General features: G+C 72.0%; 25 protein-coding genes. 15 read left to right on the forward strand and 10 right to left on the reverse strand.

What is annotated here, in order from left to right; all coding sequences use genetic code 11:
* The first annotated feature begins 77 nt into the window (after window positions 1-77).
* From P2T37_RS13565 to P2T37_RS13595, 7 genes are all read left to right on the forward strand, one after another.
* Window positions 78-1751: an outer membrane protein assembly factor BamB family protein gene (locus P2T37_RS13565; protein ID WP_276234493.1), complete on the forward strand. Its 1674-nt coding sequence runs from the start codon at window positions 78-80 to the stop codon at window positions 1749-1751.
* Window positions 1752-1781: 30 nt separating this feature from the next.
* The gene (locus P2T37_RS13570; RefSeq protein ID WP_276234494.1) at window positions 1782-2954 is read left to right on the forward strand and encodes a M24 family metallopeptidase; all 1173 of its coding nucleotides are present in this window, start codon (window positions 1782-1784) and stop codon (window positions 2952-2954) included.
* A gap of 45 nt (window positions 2955-2999) precedes the next feature.
* Window positions 3000-3719: a prephenate dehydrogenase/arogenate dehydrogenase family protein gene (locus P2T37_RS13575; protein ID WP_276234495.1), complete on the forward strand. Its 720-nt coding sequence runs from the start codon at window positions 3000-3002 to the stop codon at window positions 3717-3719.
* On the forward strand, window positions 3716-5113 hold the full coding sequence (locus tag P2T37_RS13580) for a small ribosomal subunit Rsm22 family protein (protein WP_276234496.1): 1398 nt from the start codon (window positions 3716-3718) through the stop codon (window positions 5111-5113). The genes P2T37_RS13575 and P2T37_RS13580 overlap by 4 nt, the downstream gene beginning before the upstream one ends.
* A gap of 37 nt (window positions 5114-5150) precedes the next feature.
* Window positions 5151-5936 (forward strand): 5'/3'-nucleotidase SurE, encoded by a 786-nt coding sequence (surE, locus tag P2T37_RS13585; RefSeq protein WP_276234497.1) that lies wholly within the window; start codon window positions 5151-5153, stop codon window positions 5934-5936.
* A gap of 37 nt (window positions 5937-5973) precedes the next feature.
* Window positions 5974-6654 (forward strand): carbonic anhydrase, encoded by a 681-nt coding sequence (locus P2T37_RS13590; RefSeq protein ID WP_276234498.1) that lies wholly within the window; start codon window positions 5974-5976, stop codon window positions 6652-6654.
* 409 nt (window positions 6655-7063) lie between these two features.
* A complete protein-coding gene (locus P2T37_RS13595; RefSeq protein WP_276234499.1) occupies window positions 7064-8179 on the forward strand; it encodes a hypothetical protein in 1116 nt (371 codons plus the stop codon).
* 17 nt (window positions 8180-8196) lie between these two features.
* Here the strand turns inward: P2T37_RS13595 and P2T37_RS13600 are convergent, their stop codons facing one another.
* From P2T37_RS13600 to P2T37_RS13610, 3 genes are all read right to left on the reverse strand, one after another.
* Window positions 8197-8739, reverse strand: coding sequence for a LysE family translocator (locus tag P2T37_RS13600; RefSeq protein WP_276234500.1), 543 nt, complete (start codon window positions 8737-8739; stop codon window positions 8197-8199).
* A 144-nt stretch (window positions 8740-8883) separates the two neighbouring features.
* Window positions 8884-9198, reverse strand: coding sequence for a chorismate mutase (locus P2T37_RS13605; RefSeq protein WP_276234501.1), 315 nt, complete (start codon window positions 9196-9198; stop codon window positions 8884-8886).
* A complete protein-coding gene (locus P2T37_RS13610) occupies window positions 9156-10001 on the reverse strand; it encodes a shikimate kinase (RefSeq protein ID WP_276234502.1) in 846 nt (281 codons plus the stop codon). Before P2T37_RS13610 ends, P2T37_RS13605 begins: the two co-directional genes overlap by 43 nt.
* A 92-nt stretch (window positions 10002-10093) precedes the next feature.
* Between P2T37_RS13610 and P2T37_RS13615 the strand changes: the two genes are divergently transcribed.
* Together P2T37_RS13615 and P2T37_RS13620 are read left to right on the forward strand one after the other, a co-directional pair.
* Window positions 10094-10546: a DUF5796 family protein gene (locus tag P2T37_RS13615; protein WP_276234503.1), complete on the forward strand. Its 453-nt coding sequence runs from the start codon at window positions 10094-10096 to the stop codon at window positions 10544-10546.
* The gene (locus P2T37_RS13620; RefSeq protein WP_276234504.1) at window positions 10546-10785 is read left to right on the forward strand and encodes a DUF7508 domain-containing protein; all 240 of its coding nucleotides are present in this window, start codon (window positions 10546-10548) and stop codon (window positions 10783-10785) included. Before P2T37_RS13615 ends, P2T37_RS13620 begins: the two co-directional genes overlap by 1 nt.
* Here the strand turns inward: P2T37_RS13620 and P2T37_RS13625 are convergent, their stop codons facing one another.
* A complete protein-coding gene (locus P2T37_RS13625) occupies window positions 10786-10920 on the reverse strand; it encodes a DUF7128 family protein (RefSeq protein ID WP_276234506.1) in 135 nt (44 codons plus the stop codon). It lies immediately after the preceding gene.
* An 83-nt stretch (window positions 10921-11003) separates the two neighbouring features.
* On the opposite strand from P2T37_RS13625, the gene P2T37_RS13630 reads away from it, so the two are divergent.
* The 6 genes from P2T37_RS13630 to tpiA all read left to right on the forward strand — a co-directional run bounded on the left by P2T37_RS13630 (window position 11004) and on the right by tpiA (window position 15714).
* Complete coding sequence (locus P2T37_RS13630; protein WP_276234507.1) at window positions 11004-13142, forward strand: AAA family ATPase; 2139 nt, start codon at window positions 11004-11006, stop codon at window positions 13140-13142.
* A gap of 43 nt (window positions 13143-13185) precedes the next feature.
* Complete coding sequence (locus P2T37_RS13635) at window positions 13186-13716, forward strand: multiprotein bridging factor aMBF1 (RefSeq protein ID WP_276234508.1); 531 nt, start codon at window positions 13186-13188, stop codon at window positions 13714-13716.
* Window positions 13717-13745: 29 nt separating this feature from the next.
* On the forward strand, window positions 13746-14480 hold the full coding sequence (locus P2T37_RS13640; protein ID WP_276234509.1) for an MBL fold metallo-hydrolase: 735 nt from the start codon (window positions 13746-13748) through the stop codon (window positions 14478-14480).
* A 93-nt stretch (window positions 14481-14573) separates the two neighbouring features.
* Window positions 14574-14738, forward strand: coding sequence for a DUF7511 domain-containing protein (locus tag P2T37_RS13645; protein WP_276234510.1), 165 nt, complete (start codon window positions 14574-14576; stop codon window positions 14736-14738).
* An 87-nt stretch (window positions 14739-14825) separates the two neighbouring features.
* A complete protein-coding gene (locus P2T37_RS13650; protein WP_276234511.1) occupies window positions 14826-15029 on the forward strand; it encodes a hypothetical protein in 204 nt (67 codons plus the stop codon).
* 43 nt (window positions 15030-15072) lie between these two features.
* A complete protein-coding gene (gene tpiA / locus P2T37_RS13655; protein WP_276234512.1) occupies window positions 15073-15714 on the forward strand; it encodes a triose-phosphate isomerase in 642 nt (213 codons plus the stop codon).
* On the opposite strand, the gene P2T37_RS13660 is transcribed toward tpiA, so the two are convergent.
* From P2T37_RS13660 to P2T37_RS13685, 6 genes are read right to left on the reverse strand one after another with little or no spacing between them, the layout of a single operon-like run.
* On the reverse strand, window positions 15711-17471 hold the full coding sequence (locus P2T37_RS13660) for an ATP-binding protein (protein WP_276234513.1): 1761 nt from the start codon (window positions 17469-17471) through the stop codon (window positions 15711-15713). The genes tpiA and P2T37_RS13660 overlap by 4 nt on opposite strands.
* A gap of 38 nt (window positions 17472-17509) precedes the next feature.
* Window positions 17510-18106: a hypothetical protein gene (locus P2T37_RS13665; protein WP_276234514.1), complete on the reverse strand. Its 597-nt coding sequence runs from the start codon at window positions 18104-18106 to the stop codon at window positions 17510-17512.
* A gap of 30 nt (window positions 18107-18136) precedes the next feature.
* Window positions 18137-18424: a hypothetical protein gene (locus P2T37_RS13670; RefSeq protein WP_276234515.1), complete on the reverse strand. Its 288-nt coding sequence runs from the start codon at window positions 18422-18424 to the stop codon at window positions 18137-18139.
* Between the two features lie 37 nt (window positions 18425-18461).
* On the reverse strand, window positions 18462-19700 hold the full coding sequence (gene dinB / locus P2T37_RS13675; RefSeq protein ID WP_276234516.1) for a DNA polymerase IV: 1239 nt from the start codon (window positions 19698-19700) through the stop codon (window positions 18462-18464).
* 60 nt (window positions 19701-19760) lie between these two features.
* On the reverse strand, window positions 19761-21398 hold the full coding sequence (locus tag P2T37_RS13680) for a tRNA uridine(34) 5-carboxymethylaminomethyl modification radical SAM/GNAT enzyme Elp3 (protein ID WP_276234517.1): 1638 nt from the start codon (window positions 21396-21398) through the stop codon (window positions 19761-19763).
* A gap of 37 nt (window positions 21399-21435) precedes the next feature.
* Window positions 21436-23592: an OB-fold nucleic acid binding domain-containing protein gene (locus P2T37_RS13685; protein WP_276234518.1), complete on the reverse strand. Its 2157-nt coding sequence runs from the start codon at window positions 23590-23592 to the stop codon at window positions 21436-21438.
* Window positions 23593-23728 lie beyond the last annotated feature (136 nt).

Here is a 23728-nt window from a genome sequence, read left to right on the forward strand (position 1 = left end):
GTTGGCCGCGACCGCCGGGGTCGCGGCCGTCGGCTCGCTTCCCCTCCGCAGTCGGCGCGACCGCCTCGCTCCCCGGCGTGGCGTGGCGCGCCGACACGCCGCCGAAGCGTACCCGGTTTTCGGATACCCCCTCGTTCGCCTACAGCGACGGCACGGTGTTCGTCCACCAGTACGGCGTCGTGGAGGCCCGCGACCCGGCGTCGGGCGCGCTCCGCTGGCGCGTCGAGGACGGCCCCGACGCGTTCGGCCGCCTCGTCGTCGGCGCGGAGGCCGTCGTCCACCGCTCGGACGACACCGTCCGCGGCTACGCGCCCGGCGACGGGAACCGGCGCTGGTCGTTCGCGGCCGACGCGCCCGTGACACTCCATCCGACCGGCGACCGAACCTGCGCGTACGTGGACGCCGACGACCCCGTGCTCGTCGGTCTCGGCGGCGCGTCGGGCGAGCGGTGGCGCGTCCCGGTCCCGGGCACCGTGACCGAGGTGCTCGGCCGCCGCGGCGACACCCTCTACGCCGCCGTCGCCGACGGCCCCGTCGTCGCCGTCGACACCGCCGCGGGGTCGGTCGAGGCCCGCATCGGCGACGGAACGGAGTACGCCGTTCTCGTCGGGGACACCGTCGTCGTCGCCACGCTGGACGGACACGTCGCCGGCTACAGGGCGGCGACCGGCGAGCGCCGGTGGGAGCGCGAGAGCGGCGCGCGCCCGTGGACGACGGACGGCGCGCTCGTGCTCGACGGCGGCACCGCGTTACGCCGCCTCGACCCGGCCACGGGTAACACGGTGTGGCGCCACGACCACGCGGACGGCCGGGGCCACAGGGTCGTCGCGGCCGACGACGGCGCGCTCCTCGCTGTCCGGGACGGTCGCCTCGCCGAGTTCGGGACGGACGGCCGACGGCGCTGGGTCGCGCCCCCGCTCCCCGGCTACTTCTTCGACGCGTCGTTCGCCGACGGGACGCTGTTCGTGCAGGGCGACGGCGTCACCGCGGCCATCGACCGCTCGGACGGCTCGCTCTCGTGGCTGTTCCGGCTCGCCAGCGGCCGCCGGGAGGCCGAGCCGTTCCCGTTCGCCGTCGGGCCGGAGCGCGTGTACGCCGGCGACGGCGAGCGCGTCGTCGCCATCGCCCGCGACGGTCCGCCCGCGCCCGCCGCAGGGACACCGACACCGGACACGGACGAGGCCGTGACCTTCGACGCGACCGCGAGCAGTTTCGACGGGGCCGCCCGCTACGGCTGGCTCGTCGATTCCGCCCCGCGGCGGACCGACGAGTTCGAGGCGACGGGCCGGGACTTCGACCGGGCGTTCGGCGAGGCCGGGCCCCACCGGGTCGCACTCGCGATGGTGGACGCCGACGCGCCGAGCGCGCGCCGCGGGCCGACGATGGTCTCGTTCGTCGGCATCGAGGCGAGGGCGCCGTCCGGAACAAGGAGCGCCACCCCGACGCCGACGCCCGACGTGACCACTCGGGTGGCCGACGGAACCCCGGACGCGACGTCCACGCGGACGGCCGGGGCCGCGACCCCCACCGACGGCCCGGACGCGACGGCGACGCCGACCGGGAGCGACACCCCACCATCGGCGACCGAGACCGGGTCGCCCACTGGGTCCGCGACCGACACCCGCAGCGGAACGGGAACCGACGAGGCACCGACCGCCGCGCCGGGACAGCCGGGGTTCGGGGTGGCCGCGTTCGTCGCCGCCGGCGCGCTCGGGCTCGCCCGGACCGTCCGGCGGTTCGGCGGTCGGTAGGCATTTGTCCGGGGCCGTCCGACCCCGACCATGGACCCCGACTTCTCGCGGCTGGACGCCCACCTCGACGACAACGACCTCGACGGCTACCTCATCCACGCCGACGAGTCCGACGCCGACCAGCGGTACCTCTCCGGCTTCACCGCCCCCGACCCGTTCACGACGCTGTACGACGGGGACGTTCACGTCCTGACGAGTTCGCTGGAGTACGGCCGCGCGAAGCGCGAGGCGCGCGCCGCGACCGTCGACCGCCTCGCCGACTTCGACTCCCGGGCCAAGATAGAGGAGTACGGCGGCGTCGAGGGACAACACCGGACGCTCGCCGCCTTCCTCGCCGAGTACGGTGCCGAGTCGGTCGCCGCGCCCGGCGACTTCCCGCTCGGGGTCGCGGACGGCCTCCGCGAGCAGGGCGTGAGCGTCGATGCCGACCACGACGGCGTCATCGGTCACATTCGCGCCGTGAAACACGACGAGGAGATAGCCCACATGGAGGCGGCACAGAAGGCCAACGAGCGGTCGATGGCCGCCGCCGAGGCGATGCTCCGCGAGGCCGACGTGGCCGACGACGGCACCCTCGTTCACGAGGGGGAGACGCTCACCAGCGAGCGCGTGAAGGAGGAGATAGAGGTCTCGCTGCTCCGCGACGGCTACGCGCTCGACACGACCATCGTCGCCTGCGGCGCCGACGCCGCCGACCCCCACGACCGCGGCTCCGGGCCGCTGCGCGCGAACGAGTCCATCATCATCGACATCTTCCCGCGCTCGAAGGAGACCGGCTACTACGCCGACATGACCCGGACGTTCGTGAAGGGCGAGCCGAACGACACCGTCCGCGAGTGGTACGACGTGACGCAGGAGGCGAAGGAAGCCGCCCTCGACGCGCTCGAAGCCGGCGTCTCCGGGAGCGAGGTTCACGACGCGGTCTGTGACGTGTACGCCGACGCCGGGTGGCCGACGCTGCGCGACGACCCGAACACGGAGACGGGCTTCATCCACACCACGGGCCACGGCGTCGGCCTCGACATCCACGAGTACCCCCGCGTCTCGACGACGGACAACACGCTGGAGGACGGCATGGTCGTCACCATCGAACCCGGCCTCTACGACCCCGAGTTCGGCGGCGTCCGCATCGAGGACATCGTCGTCGTCCGCGAGGGCGGCTACGACAACTACACCGACTACGAGGAGTCGCTCGTCCTGTAGCGGGCGAACGAACCCCTTTTGCGCCGCCGCGGGCTACGCCGGTCCATGAGAGTACTCGTCGTCGGCGCCGGGACGATGGGCCGCTGGCTGGCGGCCGAACTCGCCGGCGACCACGCCGTCGCGTTCGCGGACGCCGACGCCGACCGGGCGGCCGACGCGGCGTCGAGCCTCGACTGCGGGACGGACGACGGCGACCGCTACGACCTGCTCGCGCTCGCGGTCCCCATGTCCGCCGTCGGCGCGGCCGCACGCGACTACGCCGGCCGCGCGGACGCCGTTCTCGACGTGACCGGCGAGATGCGCGACACGCTCGCGGCGCTCCGTGAGTCGTTTCCCGACGCGGAGCGCGTCTCGACGCACCCGCTGTTCGCGCCGGGGAACGCGCCCGGCACCGTCGCCGTCGTGACGGACGCGCCGGGCGAACGGACCGAGGCCGCCCTGGACGCGCTCGCGGCCGCCGGCAACGACCTCTTCGAGACGACCGCCGCCGAACACGACCGGGCGATGGAGACGGTGCAGGCGAAGACCCACGCCGCCGTCCTCGCGTTCGCGCTCGCGGGCGAGGAGGTGCCGCAACCGTTCCACACGCCCGTGTCGGGCCCGCTCTCCGACCTCGCCGACGCGGTCGTCTCGGGCGACCCGCGCGTCTACGCCGAGATACAGGCCCGGTTCGACGGCGCCGAGCGGGTGGCCGAAGCCGCCGAGCGACTCGCCGAGGCCGACCCGGAGGCGTTCGCCGACCTGTTCGCGGAGGCGCGCGAATGAACGCCGACCAGCGCGGCGCCGTTCTCGACAACGCCCGCTACCTGCGCGAGGTACGCCCCGTCGACCCGGACGAGATACACGAGTACGTCGAGGGACGGCCGCACCCGGCCGTCGTCCGCCAGGTGCTCCGCGAGGAGTCGGTGGCGCTCGGCCTGCGCGAGACGGCGGAGGGGACCTTCGTTCCCGTCGAGGAGGGGCCGCTGTCGGTCGAGTTCGACGGCGTGGAGCGGTTCCCCCACGAGTACACGCTTCGGGTGGAGGACCTGCTCGTCTCGGAGTACGGCGCGGGGTGGCCGACGGGAGAGAGCGGCGACGCGCTCCGGGCGGTGTTACGCGACGTGAAGGCGGACTACTTCGCCGGCGACACGGTCGAGTACGACCGCGAGACGGCGCTGGCGTACGCCTGCTACCACCTCCCCGACAACTACGCCGTCGTCCAGTACACGCTCGCGCGGCTGGCGCGACGGGGCCTCCTGCCCAAGCGCCTGCGCGTGCTGGACGTGGGCGCGGGCGTCGGCGGCCCGATGCTCGGGGTCCACGACCTCGTCCCGGACGACTGCGCCGTGGAGTACCACGCGGTCGAGCCGTCCGCCGCCGCCGACGTGTTCGAGGCGATGGCTGGCGAGACGCGCGCGGGCTTCCGCACGGAACTCCACCGCGAGACGGCCGAGGCGTTCGACCCCGACGGACAGTTCGACGTGGTACTGTTCGCCAACGTCCTCTCCGAACTCGCCGACCCGGACGCGACAGCCGAGCGGTACATGGACGCCGTCGCCCCCGACGGCTCGTTCGTCGGCATCGCGCCCGCCGACCGCGAGGCGGCCATCGGTCTCCGGGAAACGGAGCGTCACCTCGAAGGCGCCGGCTACGGCGTCTGGGGCCCGCAGGTGCGGCTGTGGCCCGGCTTCCGGCCCGAGGACCGCGGCTGGAGCTTCGACGTCCGCCCCGACATGGAGGTGCCGCCGTTCCAGCGGGAACTCGACGACGCGGCGGACGGGAGCGGGGAGTTCCGCAACGTGGACGTGCAGTACGCCTTCTCCGTCGTGCGTCACGACGACGCGCGGATGGTCACCCTGGAGCCGGACGCCTCCCGGTTCGCGAAGTTCGCGCGCAGCGAGGACCACGTCTCGAAGCGGGTGGACTGTCTGTGTCTGAAGCTCTCGGCGAACCTCGCGGACGGCGGGAACCCCCTGTTCAAGGTGAGCGACGGCTCCGAGCGCGCCGACCACTACGCCGTGATGACGCGCGAGTCCCTGCTCAACGACGACCTGCTCGCGGCGGGGTACGGCGACCCGCTCGTGTTCGAGAACGTCCTGCTGCTGTGGAACGACGACGAGGAGTCGTACAACCTCGTCGTGGACGGCGAGACGGTCGTGGACCGCGTCGTCGCCTGACCTGTGGACTTTTGTCGGGACCGTCCCTGACCCGGGTATGGACGTCCTCCTCACGAACGACGACGGTATCGACGCGGAGGGTATCCACGCCCTCCACGACGCGCTCTCCGACCTCGACGGGGTGGACGTGACCGTCGTCGCGCCCGCGACGGACCAGTCTGCCGTGGGGCGGGCCCTGAGCCGCGAGGTGGACGTGGAGCCGAACGACATCGGCTACGCGGTCCACGGGACGCCGACCGACTGCGTCGTCGCGGCCGTCGGCGCGCTCGACCTCGACCCGGACCTCGTCGTCGCCGGCTGTAACCGCGGCGCGAACCTCGGCGAGTACGTCCTCGGGCGCTCGGGCACCGTCTCGGCCGCGGTCGAGGCCGCCTTCTTCGGGATTCCCGCCATCGCCGTCTCGCTGTACGTCCCCGTCGCGGAGGACATCGCCTTCTCCGAGGTCCGCCCCGACAACGGGGCGTACGACGAGGCGAAGCGCGCGACCCGTTACCTGGTTCGGACCGCCCTCGACGTCGGCGTCTTCGAGGAGGCCGACTACCTCAACGTGAACTGCCCGGTCCCGGGCGACGACCCCGCGGAGATGACCGTCACCCGCCCGAGCCACGTCTACGACATGGACGCCGAGCGCGACGGCGACACCGTCCACATCACGGACCGCATCTGGAAGCGGATGTCGTCGGGCGACATCACCGACCCCGAGGGGACCGACCGCCGCGCCGTCGTCGAGGGGCGCGTCTCCGTCTCGCCGCTCACCGCCCCCCACACGACGGAACACCACGAGGCCCTCGACGGCCTCGCGGCCGGCTTCGGCGACGACTGAGGGAAACCGATTTCTTCCCGCCGGGTGACCCCCAGCCATGCACGAGACGCTCGCCGACCTGCTGTCGCGCAACGCCGACCACGCGGCCGCCTACGCCGACCGCTTCGACGACCTGCAGGACGGTCAGGCCCCCGACGCCGTCACCGTCTGCTGTTCGGACTCCCGGGTGCTCCAGGACGCGATGTGGGGGAACGACGAGCCGGGACGGCTGTTCTCCGTCGGCAACATCGGCAATCGCGTCGTCCAGCGCACCGACGAGGGCGAGGTCGTCTCCGGCGACGTGCTCTACCCCGTCGCCCACACCGGCACCGACCTCGCCGTCGTCGTCGGCCACTCCGGCTGTGGCGCGGTCACGGCCACCTACGACGCGCTCACCGGCGGGCTGTCGGACGCGCCGGGCATCGAACACTGCGTCTCCCTGCTCCGTCCGGGGCTGAAGCCCGGCGTCGAGGCACTCCCCGACGACCGCTCGCGCGAGGACGCGGTGAACGACCTCGTCGAGTACAACGTCGACCGGCAGGTCGAGCACCTCCGCGACAGCGACGACGTGCCCGACGACGTGACGGTCGCCGGCGTCGTGTACGACTTCGCCGACGCCTACCCCGGCGAGCGCGGCGAGGTCCACCTCGTCAACCTCGACGGCGAGCGCGACCCCGACGCGCTCCGCGCGGCGAACCCCGAAGTCGCCGACCGCGTGAGCCGCCGCTGGACGTACTGACCGCACCCTCCCCTCGCCGTCCTCCGAACGCCTCCGAGCGTCGAACCGTCGGTTTCAGCCCGTAATCATAAGAAAGCTTATACTTCTGCTTCGCTTCGAGGACGTGATTATGAGTCCACCACGGGGCGGTGTCGAGCGGGGTGTGTCGAACGGTACCATTAGTCGCCGCCGGCTCCTCGCGGCCGGCGGCCTCGTCGGCGCGGGGGCGCTCGCCGGCTGTCTGAACCGCGTCGCCTCGGCCGTCACGAACACGGGGGCCTCCCCCGCGGCGGCCTTCGCGGGAACGCAGGGGTCGAGCACGGGCGAGTTCGCCGTCGGCGACCCGCACGTGAGTCGGCTGGCGCCGACGCTGTCGGCCGGTCAGGTCGGGAACGTGGAGTTGGAAGGCTGGGTCACGTCGTCGCCGGTCATGGCGCAGAACCACAATTCGTCGCGGAGTAATGCCCCGGGGGAAGGATACGTTCGTGACGACGACTCCGATGATGACGGACTCGGCGACGGTACTGAAGACGGCGACGCGGAACTGGAGCCTCTCTACGACTATCTGGGCGGCGAGGCGATGGTCGCGGAGCGGTTCACGGTCTGTCTGCCCGACGCGGAGGTGCCGGGCGGGAACGGGAGTATCCGTGAGGCGGTGACGCCGCGGCGGCTTCTCGCCTATCTGACTGACGGCGCCGGGCCCGGCGTGCTCTCGGAGGCCGATTCGGAGCGGCCGGGTGCCGTGGGGGGCGGTGATGACTGTGACGACTCGGACGAGGGAGTGTTCCCGAGCGCGGCGTGTGGGACCTCGCCGCACTTCGTCGCGGAGGTGACGGGGCCGGTGTCGACGGGCGGGAGTCTGGAGGCCGTTCGGACGGAGGACGGGTCGGCGCTGGTCGTGAGTTCGCCGCCGGGCTCGGACCGTGGCTCCGAGCAGAGTTGTAGTGTCCAGTGGCCGTTCGAACTGGAACGGTGCGGGTCGGGGGGCTGGGCGCGGACGACGGAGGACGGCTCGTCGACCGGAGTGTCGGTGTTTCAGGTGACGGTACAGCCGCCGCGGTGTCCGGAGTCGTTCCCGGCGCTGTTGTACGTTCAGCGGTGTGAGAGCAACGATCAGCTCGTGTACACGGGCGGGTGGGTCATCGACGACGCCGCGCTGTACGAGAACTCGGCGACGGTGGTGTCGATAGCCGGTCCGACGCCGGTTGTTCCTGTAGGGAGCGGTGACCTGGACGGGGACGGGCTGGAGGACGTGGTGACGCGGTCGCGTTCCGGCGAGCGTGCGCTGCGGGGGGCACGGATCGATTCGGGGACCGTGGAGGAGTTCGTCGAGCGAGGAGAGGACGGCTTGTCGGAGGACGTCATCGATGTCATCACCAGCCGAGGTGGGGAGACCAGAGGTGATGACGGTGTGAGCGGAGAGAATCACCGGTTCGTGACGCACGTATCGGGTGACGCGCCGGTGCTTCACCTGACGAGCGCGAGCCGGGCGTCGCGGGACGTGAAGTTCAAAGCGGGCGCCGAGCTGTCGAAGGCCGTGAACTGAGCGCCGGAAACACGGGCCTAGAGTGCGCTCCGGATAGCGAGGAGGCCGAACGCGACGACGACCGCCCCCGCCAGTCGGTTCACGCGCCGCATGACCGGGCGCGTGAAGCGTGAACGGAAGCGGCTCACGCCGGCACTCAGGACGAGCCACCAGAGCGCAGAGCCGAGGAAGACGCCGGCGACCAACACGGCGGCGTCGGCGTACTCCCCCGAGACGCCGACGCCCAGGCCGGTGAAGACGCCGACGAAGGCGACGACGGTCACCGGGTTGGTTACCGTCAACAGGAACGTCGAGCCGTAGTCGCCGGCGAGCCCCCGCACGTCCGGGGCGACCGCTGCCGTCTCGGCCGGCTCGGCGCGGAACGACCGGATACCGAGGTACACCAGGAGGAGTCCGCCGCCGAGCCGGATGCCCGTCCGGTAGTCGAGCAGGAGCGACGACAGCGCCGTGAGGCCGAACCCCGCGATGGCCCCGTACACGGCGTCCGCGGACGCGGCGCCGAGCCCGCTGACGAACCCCGAGAGCCGACCCTTAGCGAGCGTTCGCCGAACGCACAGCACCCCGACTGGACCGACCGGCGCCGCGATGGAGAACCCCAGTACGAGTCCCCGAACCAGAACGTCGATTGTCGTCGTTAATACGCATCACCTACGACCGCCCCGAGGCCGTCGGCCTGTAAATAGGCTTCGCGGCCGTGAGGCGTGCTACCTCGACTCGCGCTGTTCGACCTTGTTCAGTTCGATGAGCAGGCGGAAGACGGCCTTCACCAGGTTCGAGTCCACGTCGAACCGCTCGGCGTTCTCGCCGGCGCGGTCCATCACCGCGGCCTCCTGTTGTTCGTCCGTCGTCGGGATGCCCTCCTCGCGCTTCACCGCGGCGATGGACTCCGCGACGTAGGTTCGCTGGGCGATGAGTTCGACGATCTCGCGGTCGATGCTGCGTATCTCCTCGCGGAGGTCGTCCAGTTCCGCGTCGGTCATCCGGTCCGTGCCCCGTCCGTCCGTGTCGTTGTCAGCCATGTGGTACCCTCGTAGTCGCTCCAGCGGTCGCGCGCCGCCCGCACCGCGTCCGTCTCCCCGACGGCGACGTAACTCGGCCCCGTCCCCGACAACGAGACGCCGGCCACGTCGGGCAGCGCCGCGACCATCGGCTCCGTGTCGAAGCCGAGCGCCGCACAGAAGGCGAAGCCGTTGACCGTCATCGCCTCGCCGTAGCGGCCGTCGAGCGCGAGTTCCTCGACCACGCGCGCGGTCGGGGCGACGCGCTCGCAGCGCGACACGTCGGCGTCGGCGGAGTAGGCGCGCTCGTCGGGGACGTACACCGCCACGTCCCACGCGACCTCGCGGCGGTCGAGCAGCGTGTCCGTCGTGTTGTCCGTGACGGTGACGCCGCCGAGCATCGACGCGCTGGCGTCGTCGAACGCCCCGGTCACCGTCACGCCGGCCTCACGTGCGGCCTCGACGCCGAGCAGACAGGCCGCCTCGCGGGGCATATCGGCGTCGAGCGCGTCGAGCGTCGCCAGTACCGTCGCGTTGGCCGCCGCGGAGGAGGACTTCAGTCCCCCCGCCATCGGCACCTCGCTCTCGGTGCGGACGTGGCCGCCCTCGCCGTCGCCGTGTTCGGCCACGACCCGCCGCACGCACGTCTCGACGAGCGTCGTGTCCGCGTCCGGGTCGCCGGCAACCTCGCCGGTCACCTCGCCCGTGCGGTCGAGTTCGACGGTCGCGCGCACGTCCTCGTCGATGGCGAAGGCGCTCCCCGTGCCGGTGGCGAGCGCGTTGAGGACCGTGCCCGCGGCGGGCGCTCGGGCGGTACCGACCATTACCCGAGGGTCCCGTCCCGCCGGGTAAAGCGGTGGCGGTCGTGGCAGTCGGCGGTCGCGCCGCTTTTGGCCCGCCGCCGCGAACCCCGGCTATGGACCTGCGACACGACATCGCCCCGGACACCCTCGGTATCTCGCTGGAACCCGAGGGCGTCGAGGTGACCTACGCCGACGGGCGGAGCGTCTTCTACCACGGCGTGCCGACCCGTGCCGAGGGAAGCGTCGTCTCCGGGCCGGGCAAGGACGTCCACGTCCTCGTCACCGACCCCACGGAGGAGGAGGGCGTGATGGTGTACGTGAACGACCGGACGACCGACGACGAGATACTGGAGTCGTCGGGCGTGGGCCGCGTCATCGTGGACCGCGACGACACGGAGTCCATCTTCCCGGGCGTCGAGGCGACGAACGCGGGCTACCGCATCGAGATCGAGGCCGACCCCGAGACCGCCCGGGGCCGCGTCTTCGTCTTCGTCGAGGACGAACTCGGCGAGCAGAGCTACGAGATACTCGGCGAGGACGGGGAGCGCGAAGAGGAGGAGGACTGATGCCGCTACGAACGGGCTGGAAGCCGCTCGAACGCGCGACGGTCGGGACGGCCCCCGACCGCTACGGGGTCGTGGAGTTCGGCACGGACGGGACGGTCGAGGCGGTCGAGGCGGGCGTCGTCCGCGACGTGCTGAAGGAGGCGCTCGCGTACGGGAGCCACGAACAGGTGCGCTGGAAGGCGGCCGAACACCGCGACCACGCCGAACGGCTCGCGGCCGAGCACCGCGACCGGCGCTGATTACTGGATGTAGCTCGGCTCCTCGCCGTCGCAGTCCGCCTCGTGGCTCTCCGCGTCCTCGCGCACGTCGAACAGCATCCCGCAGCCGTCGCACGCGTACCACGTCGCCCCGTCCCGTTCCGTCTCGTGGACCATGGCGGTACTCTCGCCGTGAGCGATAAATGTGTTACCCCTACCCATACCGCGGGGTTGAAGCGACGGCGCCCCCACCTCCGGGTATGTCGAACGAGGCCGTCCGCCTCCCCGTGAAGGCAGCCGAGAAGCGCGACGCCGGGCGCGGCGTCGCGCGGCTCCCCGAGAGCGCCCGCGCCCGCCTCGGCGTCCTCTCCGGCGACACCGTCGTCGTGGAGGGCGACCGACAGGCCGTCGCGAAGGTGTGGCCCGGAACCGAGGAGGGCGTCGTCCGCATCGACGCCGACACGCGGGCCAACGCCGGCGTCACCGTCGGCGAGGAGGTGACCGTCCGGCGCGTCAGCGTCGAGACGGCGCGGGAGGTCGAACTCCGCATCGACGGCCCGGCCCCCGACGGCGCCGCGGACCTGCTGAAGCGCGCGCTGCTCGACCGGCCGCTCCGCGAGGGCGATTCGGTCCACGTCGAGCGGGCGGACCTCCGCGCGACCGTCACCCGGACCGACCCCGACGGCGTGGTGAAGGTGACGGAGACGACGCGGCTCGACCTGCGGAACGGCGAGGGCGGGGCGGACGACGACCGCTCGACCGATATCCCCGTGCGCGCCGAACCCGAGGCCGCCGAGCCAGAGGAGTCCGGCGGCGCGACGACCACCGGCGGGGTCGCCTACGAGGACATCGGCGGGCTGGACGAGGAACTCGACCTCGTCCGCGAGATGATAGAGCTCCCCCTGACCCAGCCGGACCTGTTCCGACAGGTCGGCGTGGACCCGCCGCGGGGCGTCCTCCTCCACGGCCCACCGGGGACGGGCAAAACCCTCATCGCCCGCGCGGTGGCCAACGAGGTGAACGCCGCGTTCCGCGTCATCAACGGGCCGGAGGTCGTCTCGAAGTACAAGGGGGACAGCGAGGAACAGCTCCGGAAGGTGTTCGACGAGGCCGCGGCGAACCAGCCGGCCATCGTCTTCATCGACGAGATAGACGCCATCGCGGGCGAGCGCGACGAGGAGGCCGACATGGAGAACCGGCTCGTCGCCCAACTGCTCACCCTCCTCGACGGGCTGGAGGACCGCGGACAGGTCATCGTCATCGGCGCGACGAACCGGGTGGACGCGGTGGACCCGGCGCTCCGCCGGGGGGGCCGCTTCGACCGCGAGATAGAGATCGGCGCGCCGGGGGAGGCCGGCCGCCGGGAGATACTCGACGTCCACACGCGGGGGATGCCGCTCGCGGCGGACGTGGACCTCGACCGCCTCGCCGCGCGCACCCACGGGTTCGTCGGCGCGGACGTGAAGACGCTCACGCAGGAGGCCGCGATGGCCGCCCTGCGCGACCGCGAACACCGCGACCCGCTGGAGGTGACGCGCGCCGACTTCGAGACGGCGCTCGCCGCGGTCGAGCCGTCCGCGATGCGCGAGTACGTCGCCGAGGCCCCTGCCGTGGACTTCTCCGACGTGGGCGGGCTGGACGACGCGAAGGCCACCCTCCGCGAGGCCGTCGAGTGGCCCGTGCTGTACGCGCCGCTGTTCGAGGCGGCGCGGACGGAGCCGGCGTCGGGCGTCCTGCTGTACGGTCCGCCGGGCACCGGCAAGACCCTGCTCGCGCGGGCGCTGGCGGGCGAGTCCGAGGTGAACTTCATCCACGTCGCCGGGCCGGAACTGCTCGACCGCTACGTCGGCGAGTCCGAGAGGGCCGTCCGCGAGGTGTTCGACCGGGCGCGACAGGCCGCCCCGGCCATCGTCTTCCTCGACGAGATAGACGCCATCGCGCGGGCCCGCGGGAGCGGGAGCGACAGCGGCGTCACCGAACGGGTCGTCTCGCAGCTCCTGACGGAGATGGACAACGCCGCGTCGAACCCGCAGGTCGTCGTGCTCGCGGCGACGAACCGGCGGGACACGCTCGACCCGGCGCTGTTGCGCCCCGGTCGCCTGGAGACGCACGTGGAGGTGCCGGAGCCGGACGCGGAGGGCCGTCGGGCGATTCTCGAAGTTCACACCGAGGGGAAGCCGCTCGCCGACGACGTGGACCTCGACGGGCTGGCGACCGAGACCGCGGGCTACTCCGGCGCGGACATCGCGTCGCTCGTCCGCGAGGCGTCGATGCACGCCATCCGGGCGGTGGCCGACGGCATCGACCCGAAGGAAGCCAACGAGCGGGCGGACGAGGTGGTGCTCACGGCCGAGGGCTTCGCGGCCGCGCTGGAGCGGCGCGGGCGCGAGCACGAGTAACCCCCGTCGTGTCTTTTATACGCGGCGCTGGCGAACCGTGGGTATGGTCCAGTGTGAGATGTGCGGCACGGAGGTCGCCGACCCGAAGACCGTCAAGGTAGAGGGCGCGGAGCTCGACGTCTGCGGCGACTGTGCCGAGTTCGGGACCGAGGTCCGACAGGAGTCCTCGTCGTCGAGTTCGACGAAGTACTCCACGTCGTCGTCCTCCTCGTCCTCGTCGTCGAGCGGCTCCGGCTCGTCGGGCGGCTCCTCGTCGTCCTCGCGCCGCCGCCGCGACATGTTCGACGAGATGGAGGAAGTCGCCACCGACTACGACGAGCGCATCCGGGCGGCCCGGGAGTCGCAGGGGCTCTCCCAGGAGGAACTCGCGAAGCAACTGAACGAGAAGGCCGGCGTCATCCGCAAGCTGGAGCGCGGCGACACCCTCCCGACCGACCAGGTCCAGCGCAAGCTCGAACGCGCGCTCGGCATCTCGCTGGCCGAGGGGAGCGGGTCGAGCGACGACTACGAGAGCGACTCCGGCGGCGCGACCGGCACCTACACGCTCGGCGACGTCGTGAAGCGCAAGGACTGATTTTTCCCGGCGGCCCCCGCAGGGCCGGTATGGCATCCGTCCGCCTCGTCCGCCACGCGACGCTCGACCTCGACTTCGACGGCACGCGCCTGCTCGTCGACCCGATGCTCGGCGCGCCGGGCGACATCGACCCCATCCCGAACAGTCCGAACCAGCGGCCGAACCCGCTCGTCGAACTGCCCGACCTCGACCGCTCGGTCTTCGACGCCGTCGTCGTCACCCACCTCCACCGCGACCACCTCGACGACGCGGCGCGCGAGCGTCTCCCCGCCGATATCCCCGTCATCTGTCAGCCCGAGGACGCCGAGGAGCTCCGGGAGACGTTCACGGACGTGCGGCCCGTCTCGGGCGTGGAGGAGTTCGACGGCGTCACCGTGTCCGCGACGCCGGCCCGTCACGGCACGGGCGACCTCGCCGAACAGATGGGCCCCGTCACCGGGTTCCTCTTCGACGCCGACGAGACCGTCTACGTCGCCGGCGACACGGTGTGGTACGGGCCCGTCGCGGACGTGCTCGCGAGCCACGACCCGGACCTCGCCGTCGTCAATACCGGCGAGGCGCAGTTCGTGGAGGGCGACCCCATCACGATGACGCGCGAGGGCGTCGCGGCCTTCGCGGGCGCGACCGACGCCGACGTGGTCGCGGTCCACATGGAGGCCATCAACCACTGTCTGTGTACCCGCGCTGACCTGCGCGACCACCTCGACGCCGAGGGGGTGGAAAACGTCGCGATACCCGACGACGGCGCGACGGTGTCGCGGTAACTCTCCGGCCCGCGGCCGCGTGTACATAGCCCTCGGGAGCCCGTCGGACGGCTCATAGCGGCGCTTAAGCCCCGTTGCCGGCGACTCGCGCGCATGGAACGGGGCCCGGACGACACCGAACCGCTGGCGGCGACGCTGGTCCGCTACGCCGACGGCCCGGACCGCGCGACCCTCCACCCGCCGGACGAGCCGCCACTCGCCGACTCGTGGCTCTCTGTCGACGCCCGTGTGCTCGTATCAACGGCGGCCTTCAGGTGAGTAGGCGGCGGCCTTCAGGTGAGTAGGGAGCCTCTACCGTCGGATAAGCGCGCCATTAGCTAAGCCCCTAGGGGAGAGAGGAGAGGTATGAACAGGGGGAGGATGGCCGTCCGCTGGCCGGTGTACGCGGTCGTCTCGTCGCTGCTGTGGGTCGTCTTCGCCAGCACGGCCTACGGCGCCCCGCGGATGATGGCGGAACGGACGACGCCGCTGTGGTGGCTCTACGTCGTCCTCGTGGGCTCCGTCGTCGGCTTCGCCGGCGTCGTCGCCTTCACCTACTACCGGCACTGACCGGAACGGACAGCTATTTGCGCGGGCCGACCGGCCTCGGGATATGTTCGTCCTCGTCAACCTGAAGGCGTACGACTGCGACCCGGTCGCCATCGCGCGCGCCGCGGCGGACGTGGCCGACGACGCGGGGGTCCGCGTCGCCGTCGCGCCGCAGGCGACCCACCTCGCGCCCGTCGCGGGGACCGGCGTCGAGACGTTCGCACAGCACGTCTCCCCGACCGGGCACGGGAGCCACACCGGCTCGACGCTCGCCGCCGCCGTCGCGGAGTACGCCGACGGCACTCTGTTGAACCACTCGGAGCGACGGCTCCGGCTGGCGGACATCGACGCGGCACTCGACGCCGCCGAGGAGGCCGGCCTCGAAACCGTCGCCTGCGCGAACAACCCCGAGCAGGTCGCGGCCGTCGCGGCGCTCGGCCCGGACGCCGTCGCCGTCGAGCCGCCGGAACTCATCGGCACGGGGACGCCCGTCTCCGCGGCCGACCCCGATATCGTGACGGGGGCCGTCGCCGCCGCGGGGGAGGTGGACGACTCGGTTTCGGTGTACTGCGGCGCGGGCATCTCGACGGGCGAGGACGTGCTCGCCGCTCGGGAGTTGGGGTCGTCGGGCGTCCTGCTCGCCTCGGGGGTCGCGAAGGCCGACGACCCGCGGGCGGCGTTGGAGGATCTCGTCTCGGGGCTCTAGTCCGCGGCCCGGTACGCGTCGGGCCACTCCTCGATGGACTCGGGCGGCCGTGCCGGCGGGAGCGCGGAGAGGACGTGGCTCACCGCGGCTTCGAGGTCCGCCTCGTCGAGGCGGTCGTCGTGCGCCTCGCGGACGGTCGCCCGGAAGCAGGTCGTGTAGCCGCCCCGCCCCGCGTGTTCGATGAGGTCGCGCTCGCGGAGTTCGCCGTTGCGCCGGTAGGCGGCGGTTCGGTCGCCGTCGCCGCCCGCCGCGACGTGGGCGTCGAGCGGCGAGGCGGGACCGTACTCGCGGTAGTACGCGACCATCGCGCGGGCCACGGGGTCGAGCGACTCGATGCGCTCGCGCAGGTCGCGCACCACGGGCCGGTCGCCGTTGCCGACGCGCTCGTCGGCGTCGAACTCCGGCTCGACGTCGCCGCCGGTCGGGGGAGCGGTGTCGGGGGCCGTGGGCTCGTCGCTCCCGTCGGTCTCATCGACCCCGTCGCGGGCGTCGCCACCGTCGCCGACCCGCTCGGCCATCCGGGCGGCGCCGAAGTCCTGCGACCGGAGCGGGTCGTGTTCGTTCGCCTCGGCGCTGCCCGCCGCGGCGTCCCGTTCGCGCGCCTCCTCGTCGTCCGGGTCGGGCTCGACGACCGACCCCCCGCCGCCGGCGTCGCCCGCGGGCGTCCGTGCGACTTCGGGGAGTTCCGACTGCCTGCCCGTCAGGTCGTCGCGGAAGGGACGACCCGTCGCATGGGCCATCATCGCCCGCGAGAACTGCTCCGCCATCTTCGAGAGGTCGCGCGCCTCCTCCAGTTCCGCCTCCAGCTCCTTGACGCGCTCCTCCTTGTCCTTCAGTTCGAGTTCGAGCTCCTGGACGCGCGACTCGCGCTGTTTCTCCGACTCCGTGATGGATTCGAGTTCGCCCATCAGGTCCGAGGAGACGGACTTCAGCTCCGGTCGCTCGAAGTCGTCCAGCCCGGGGGTCGCGCCCGCGTCGAACGTCCGCTTGCGCTCCATCTGCACCTGCCGGAGCGACTCCTCGAAGTCGCTCATCATGAAGCACTCGCCGTCGCCGAGCTCCTCCACCTTGTCGCTGTACTCGCTGCCGAGGATGCGGCCGGCGACCTTCGTGTCGTTCGACCACGTGAGCCGGTGCCACAGCAGCCAGTCGCACTGCGTGATGAAGTCCTTCTTCACGTCGGCCGGCCGCTGGGAGATGCCGATGATACCGAGGCCGTGTTTCCGGCCCCGCTTGCCCACCTTCACGAGCATCCGGCCGCACTCGTCCATCCCGCCGCCCTCGGGGATGTACTCGTGGACCTCCTCGACCAGCATCAGGAAGGGCTGTTTCACCTTCTTCTCCTTGGCGAACAGCTGTTTGGCGACCTCCTTCAGCAGTTCGCGGGCGTCGCGCTCGTCGAGGAAGCTCGACACGTCGAGGATGATGGGGACGCCCTGTTCGAGCGCGAGCGACGCCAGCTTCTCGGCGTGTTCGACCGACACCTGGAGGTCGCACTCCTCGTCGGCGCCGACGTGGAGTATCTCGTACTCCTCCTTCAGCCCGTAGTACTCCCCGTCGATGTCCACCGCGAGCAGGCCGTACCCCTGGTCGAGCAGCTTCTCCGCGATGACCGACGCGGAGTTGGACTTGCCCGACCCGGACTTGCCGGTGATGAAGCCCCGACCCGTGAGGATATCGACGATGGGCAGGTCGACCGACCGGCCCGCCGCCTCGCCGGCGCTCACCTCGCCGACGGTGATTCGTTCCGCTCCCATTTGGTCCCAGAGAGCGTTCGCCCCCCGATAAATCCGCGTCAGACGCGCGGCTTGCGGCCGCGGAGCCGGACGAGGAGTCGCCGGACCCGCGCGGTGGTCGCCGGGGCCGGATAGACGAGCCGCGCGAGCGCGGTCGGCCGGCCGCCGCGGAGTTCCCGGTGGGCCGTGCGGAGGCGCTCCTCGCCGACGGTTCCGAGCGCCGCGAGGTCGGCGCGCAGTTCGTCGAGCCACCAGACGGCGAGGAAGGCGAGCGTGGCGAGCAGGAACCCGGGGGCGGCGAGCGGCACCGCCGACCCGCCGACGAGCGTTCCGAGCCCCGAATAGACGAACAGCGCGCCAGCGAGCGACCACGCGGCGAACGTCCCCCAGTAACAGCCGCCGAACAGGAGGCCGCGGCCGCCGTGGCCGCGCTCGTGGGCGAGCACGTACTCGCGGGTCGCGGGCGAGAGGCGCGCGAACGCCCGGCGGTTGAGGATGACCGTCCCGAACGGCGTCGCCTGCCCGACCGTGTCGCCGTCCGACTCGAACCAGTAGAGGCCGTCGCCGAGCGCCTCGCTCTCGGAGGCGTAGTAGGCATCGACGTAGGCGCGCGTCAGGCGGTCGCGGAGGCGGACGGCGAGCGGGCGGTCCGACACACCGTCCGATAGGACCACCCGGGTAAAAGCCTACTCGCGGGCCCGGACGACGTAGTGGTCCGGCCCCTCGCCGTCCTGCCGGACGAGGTCGGCGTCCTCCCGGAGTTTGACGACGTAGCCCGTCGGCGATCGCTCGCGCTCGTGGGCCGCGTCGACGCGGACGAGGTGGCCGACGACCTGCGCGCGCGGCGGGGCCTGGGCCGCCCCGCAGTCGTAGACGGTGAGGAGTTCGCCCCCGTCCTCCGCCTCGTAGACGATGAGGTGCGCGTGGGGCGCGAGGCGCCACCGCCCGTCCCCGGCGGGCGCGAGCTTGTTCATACCCCGTTTCGCCCCCGCGGCCACATAGCCACGGCGGTCACCCGTCGAAGTCGTCGAGCGTGGTCCGGCCGCGCGTCGCGGGGGGACGGTCCCCGGCCTCGACGTCGCCCTCCGGGTCCTCCCAGCCCGCGAGCGACGCCTGCTCCGCGTCGGCGAAGTCGAGGTTCGAGACGCGCACCCCGAGCTTCCGGACGCGGTCGTCCGCGAACTCCGAGAGCAGGTCGAGCGCCACCTCCTCGACGAGGTCCGGGTCGTCCACCGGCCCGGAGAGGGACCGGGCGCGGGTGTTGATATCGAACGGCGGGCGGACGACCTTCACGCCGATGGTCTTGTACAGCGCCCCCTTCGAGCGGGCGCGCTCGGCCACCTCCGCGGCGAGGCCGGCGACGAGTTCCCGCTTCGTCGTCCCGTCGTCGGTGGTGGAGAGCGCCTTCTCGGAGGAGAGCGACTTCGGCTTCCCCACCGGCGTCACCTCGCGGTCGTCCACGCCGCGGGCGTGGCGGTGGACGGCCCGACCGCGCGACCCGAACGCGTCGGCCAGCGCGGCGGGGTCGGCGGCCGCGAGGTCGCCCGCCGTCTCGATGCCGAGTTCGGCGAGGCGGTCGGCCGTCACCGGGCCGACCCCGTGGAGTTCCCCGACCGGGAGCGGCGCGAGGAAGTCGCGCACCTCGTCCGGGCGCACGACGACCAGCCCGTCCGGCTTGTCGTAGTCTGAGGCCACCTTCGCCGTGGACATGTTCGGCGCGACGCCGACGCTCGCGGTCACGCCCGCCTCGCGCTCGATGCGCTCGCGGAGCGCCGCGGCGAACGACTCGGCGGCGTCCCAGCCGACGGCCGACACGTCGAGGTACGACTCGTCGATGGAGACGTTGCGTACCGTCCCGTCGGGGTCGGCCTCGGCGACGGCGGCCTCGACCGCCGCGCGGACCTCGGCGCTGACCTCCTTGTAGAAACCCATGTCCACGGGCCGGTAGAACCCCGCCTCGGCGACGTCGAGGTCGTCGTCGCGGGCGGCATCGACCTTCCGCGGGAGCCGTTCGAGCGCCTCGGAGATGGGCATCGCGCTCCCGACGCCGTACTCGCGGGCCTCGTAGGAGGCGGTGGCGACCGCGCCGATGTCCTCGTTCGGCTCGTACCCCATCCCGACGACGAGGGGTTCGCCCCGCAGCGCCGGCTCCCTGAGGCGTTCACAGGCCGCGTAGAAGCAGTCCATGTCGACGTGGCAGACGACCCGGTCGTCGCGGGGGTCGCGCTCGGCCGACAGCGGCCCGTCCATACCCCGGGGTTGCGAGCGAGGGGGTTTCATCCTTCGGAGAGCGGGGCGGAACTGAAGCCGTCAGAGCCGCGTGCTGACGTACGGCCCGTTCTGGTGGTATCCCAGCTTCTCGCGGTAGTACTGCCGGACGCCGATGCCGGAGATGACCGCGAGCTCGTCGTAGCCGGCGTCGCGGGCGATGTCCTCGGCCCGCGCGAGGAGGCGGCGGCCCCAGCCGCGGTGCTGGTGGGTGCCCTCGCTCTCCGGGCCGCCGACGCCGACCTCGCTCCCGTAGACGTGGAGCTCCCGGACGACGGCCGCGTCGGCCAGCTCCCGGCGCACGGGGTCGTTCGGGAACCGCAGGCGACAGAACCCCACGAGCAGGTCCTTCTCGAAGTCCTCGACGCTGATGAAGTACTCCGTGCCGCCGCCCGCCTCGTAGGTATCGACGCGGAGTTCGACGTCCTCGGGCTCGTCGTCGTTCATCCCGGCCTCGCGACACCGGATGCACTCGCACTCCCAGCCGTGCTTCTCCATCTCCTTCCACGCCAGCTGTCGGAGGTTCGACTTCCAGACCCCGGCGTCGATGTGGTCCGCGGGGATGTCCCGCTGGACGCGCTGGAGCCGGGTGTACCGGGGCACCATCGACTTGATCTCCGCGACGAGTTCGGCCGCCTCGTCGTTCGTCAGGGGGTCGTACTCGCCGCGCCGCCACATGTCGTAGGTCAGGGTGTCGCGCACGACGAGCGTCGGGTATATCTTCAGGTAGTCGGGCTTCCACTCGGCGCGCTCGAAGACGCGCCGGAAGTCCTCCAGACACATCTCCTTCGACATGCCCGGCTGGCCCGGCATCATGTGGAAGCCCACCTTGAAGCCGGCGTCGCGCAGGCGGCGGTTCGCGTCGATGCTCGCCTGCACGCCGTGACCGCGGTGCATCTCACGGTTGACGCGCTCGTAGGTCGTCTGCACCCCGACCTCCACCTTCGTCCCGCCCAGCCGGAGCATCCGGTCTATCTGCTCGGGGTCACACCAGTCCGGCTTGGTCTCGAAGGTGGTCCCGATGTTGCGGACCGCGGCAGTCTCGTTCTCCGCGATGACGTCCTCCAGATACCGGAACGGGTACGACTCCTCGGCGAACGACTCCTCCTCCGCGGGCGTCGGCTCCGCCTCGGGGTCGAACTCGTTCATCGCCTGCAGACACCGCTTCACGAACCACTCCTGGTAGTCGTGGCTCCGGGCGGTCATCGTCCCGCCCATCACGATGAGTTCGGCCTTGTCCACCGGGTGGCCGATCTTCCGCAGTTGGTTCAAGCGCAGCGTCACCTGTCCGTACGGGTCGTAGTCGTTCTGGACGCCGCGGGCCGCCGCCGGCTCGTGACCCGTGTACGACTGCGAGGAGTCGAACTCCGAGGCCGGCCCGCCCGGACAGTAGAGACACTTCCCGTGGGGGCAGGTGTGCGGCGAGGTCATCACGGCTACCGGGGAGACGCCGGAGGCCGTGCGAACCGGCTTGCGCTGGAGGACCTCCTCCAACTCCGAGCGGCGACCGTCGGGGGCGTGGTCGAGGATGTCGGCGTGCTTGGGAACCCGCGCCGCGCCGTGCTCCGAGCAGGCGTCGAGCTTGGCGCTCTCGACGTCGTCCTTCCCGACCTCCCCGTCGAGGATGCGCTCGGCGAGGTGTTCGCAGACGCGCTCGAAGGGGTCGGCGTCGGTGCTCACGGTTCGACGTACGCGGCGAGAAAGAAGTGTCGTGCGGTTACAGCCGGTCGACCGTGGCCGCGAGGACGGCGTCGACGGCCTCCTCGCGCCGGCCCGACAGGAAGGCGAGCTTCCCGGTGCGGAGCCCCTGCGCGGAGATGCCGGCGGTCGGCGCGCGCTCGGCGGCGTCCTCGGCGACCGCGTCGAGGTCCACGTCGCCCGTCGCGCGGACGAACAGCTCGTCCGTCGCGTGGCCGACGACCACGGGCGTGTCGTCGCGCCCGCGGCGGTGGAGCTCGTCGAGCAGCAGCGCCTTCGGCGGGAAGTCGAAGCGGTGGGTGTACGCCTGCGTGTCGAGCACGGAGACGGCCGTGCCGTCCACGTCGCGCGTCTCGATGTTCGCCTCGGCGACGGCGAGCTCGGCGTCGAGCTTCTCGCGGAACTGCTCGGAGACCGCCTCGGCGAGCCCGACCTCCTGGTCGAACAGCAGGTCGATGATGAGCTCGCGCTTGTCCTCGTAGCTCTGGTAGAACGCCTCCAGCGCGACGGCCTCGCGCAGGCGGCCCGCCGCGGCGGCGTCGATGCCGGCCTCCTCGGCGAGGGCCGCGTACGCCTCGGGCGTGTCCTCCCAGAACGTCACGGCGGGGAGGTGACCCAGGTCGTCGCGCACGTCGTCGTTGACCGCGGCGGCCACGTTGGCGGCGACGACGCCGGCGGTCGTGCCGGCGACGGTCGCCGTCCCGGCCGCGAGGTCGCGCACCGCGTCGGCGGCCTCGATGCCGTCCACGACGACCGTCTCGACGCCGTAGAGGTCGAGCAGTTCCAGCCCGTCCAGCGAGTCGGCGGTCGAGCCGGCGGCCGCGAACACGAACAGCGGGAGCTTCTCGTCGTGGCGCTCGCGGTTGTCGAGCATCCGCGTCGTGTCCTTCGTCGCGTCGTTCATGTCGTAGCTCCCGGCTTCGAGCGGGCGACGGTCGAAGTAGTGGTACGGGGCGTCCGTGTTGGCGTGTTCCTCGCGCACGAGCGGGAGGACGGCGCGTTCGATGGCCGCGCCGGCCACGTAGCCGTCCGTCGTCGCGTCGTGGCGGACGACGACCGGGCGCGACTCCAGCACCGCGCGCCGGATGGTGGTCGCCACGGCCTCGACGTCGTCCACGATGTCGGCCACCACGCCGTCCTCGGCCAGCGGCTCGAAGGCGTCCGGGCTGGCCTCGGCGTCGAGCGCGTCGGCCATCCGCGTCTCGACCGTCTCGCGCTCGTCGCCCTCCAGCGCCACGAGCGCCTCGGTCTCCACCTGCAGTTCGTCGCGGCGGACGCGCACCTCGCCGTCGAGCCGGACGACGTCCCCGGTCTCCACCTCGGGGTACGCGCGGACGCCGGCCTCGACGAACGCGGCACAGTCGACGACGCCCGACTCGTCGCCGAGTTCGAACACCGTCGGTCCGGAGGTCTGGCGGACGGAGACGACCTCGCCCTCCAGCCGGACGTTCTCGCCGACGTGGTCGCGGAGGTCGCCGACCGGGAGCCGCGCGTAGCCGAGGTCGGTCGCGTCGTCGGCCCCGCTCTCGGCGTCGGTTTCGGCCTCTACCGCTGTCTCGCTCTCGGTCTCCGCTTCGGTCTCGGCTTCGACCTCGGCCCCGGCGTCGTCGGCCGGGGTCTCGGTCTCCGCCTCGACTTCCCGCTCCGGTTCCTGCTCGACCTGCACGCTCGCTTGCGAGCCGCCACTCGCCGTCTCCGGCTCGTCGGCGACGTCGGCCTCCATGTCGTCTGCGACGCGGGAGGCGTCCGCGGATTCAGCTGATCGTGCGTCGTCGCCCGCGTCCTCCTCTTCCTCCTCGTCCGGGAGCCGGTCGCCCTCCGGCTCGTCGATGAGCGTGCCGCGGAACTCCCGGTCGGTCTGCCGGATGGACCAGCCGAGGTCCACGTCGCCGTTGTCGCGCACGTTCGTCACCTGCACGTAGACGGAGTCGCCCGGCTCCCAGTCCAGCGATTCGAGGCGCTTGTCGATCTTCGAGCGGTGGAGGAGGCCGGTGACGCGCGGCGAGAGGTCGATGAAGACGCCGAAGTCGGCGTAGCCGTCGACGACGCCGCGGTAGAAGCGGCCCTCGGTCAGCTGTCCGGCTCGGTCGCCGCGGAACTCGAAGACGACGTCCTCCTGATGCGTGTCGCAGACGGGCCCATCAGTGGACGTGCCACAGATAATGCACTTACCCATTAGCGGGAGAGAACGGTCCCGGGGTAAAACTGTTGTCGGAATCCTCCCGGCGCGGCGCCCGTGAGCGGCCGCGCGCGGGAATCGGGGCGGACCGAGCGCCGGCCCGGGGTTCCCGTCGCACGGAGAACGGGAGCCT

Source organism: Halosegnis marinus, assembly GCF_029338355.1.
GTDB lineage: Archaea > Halobacteriota > Halobacteria > Halobacteriales > Haloarculaceae > Halosegnis > Halosegnis marinus.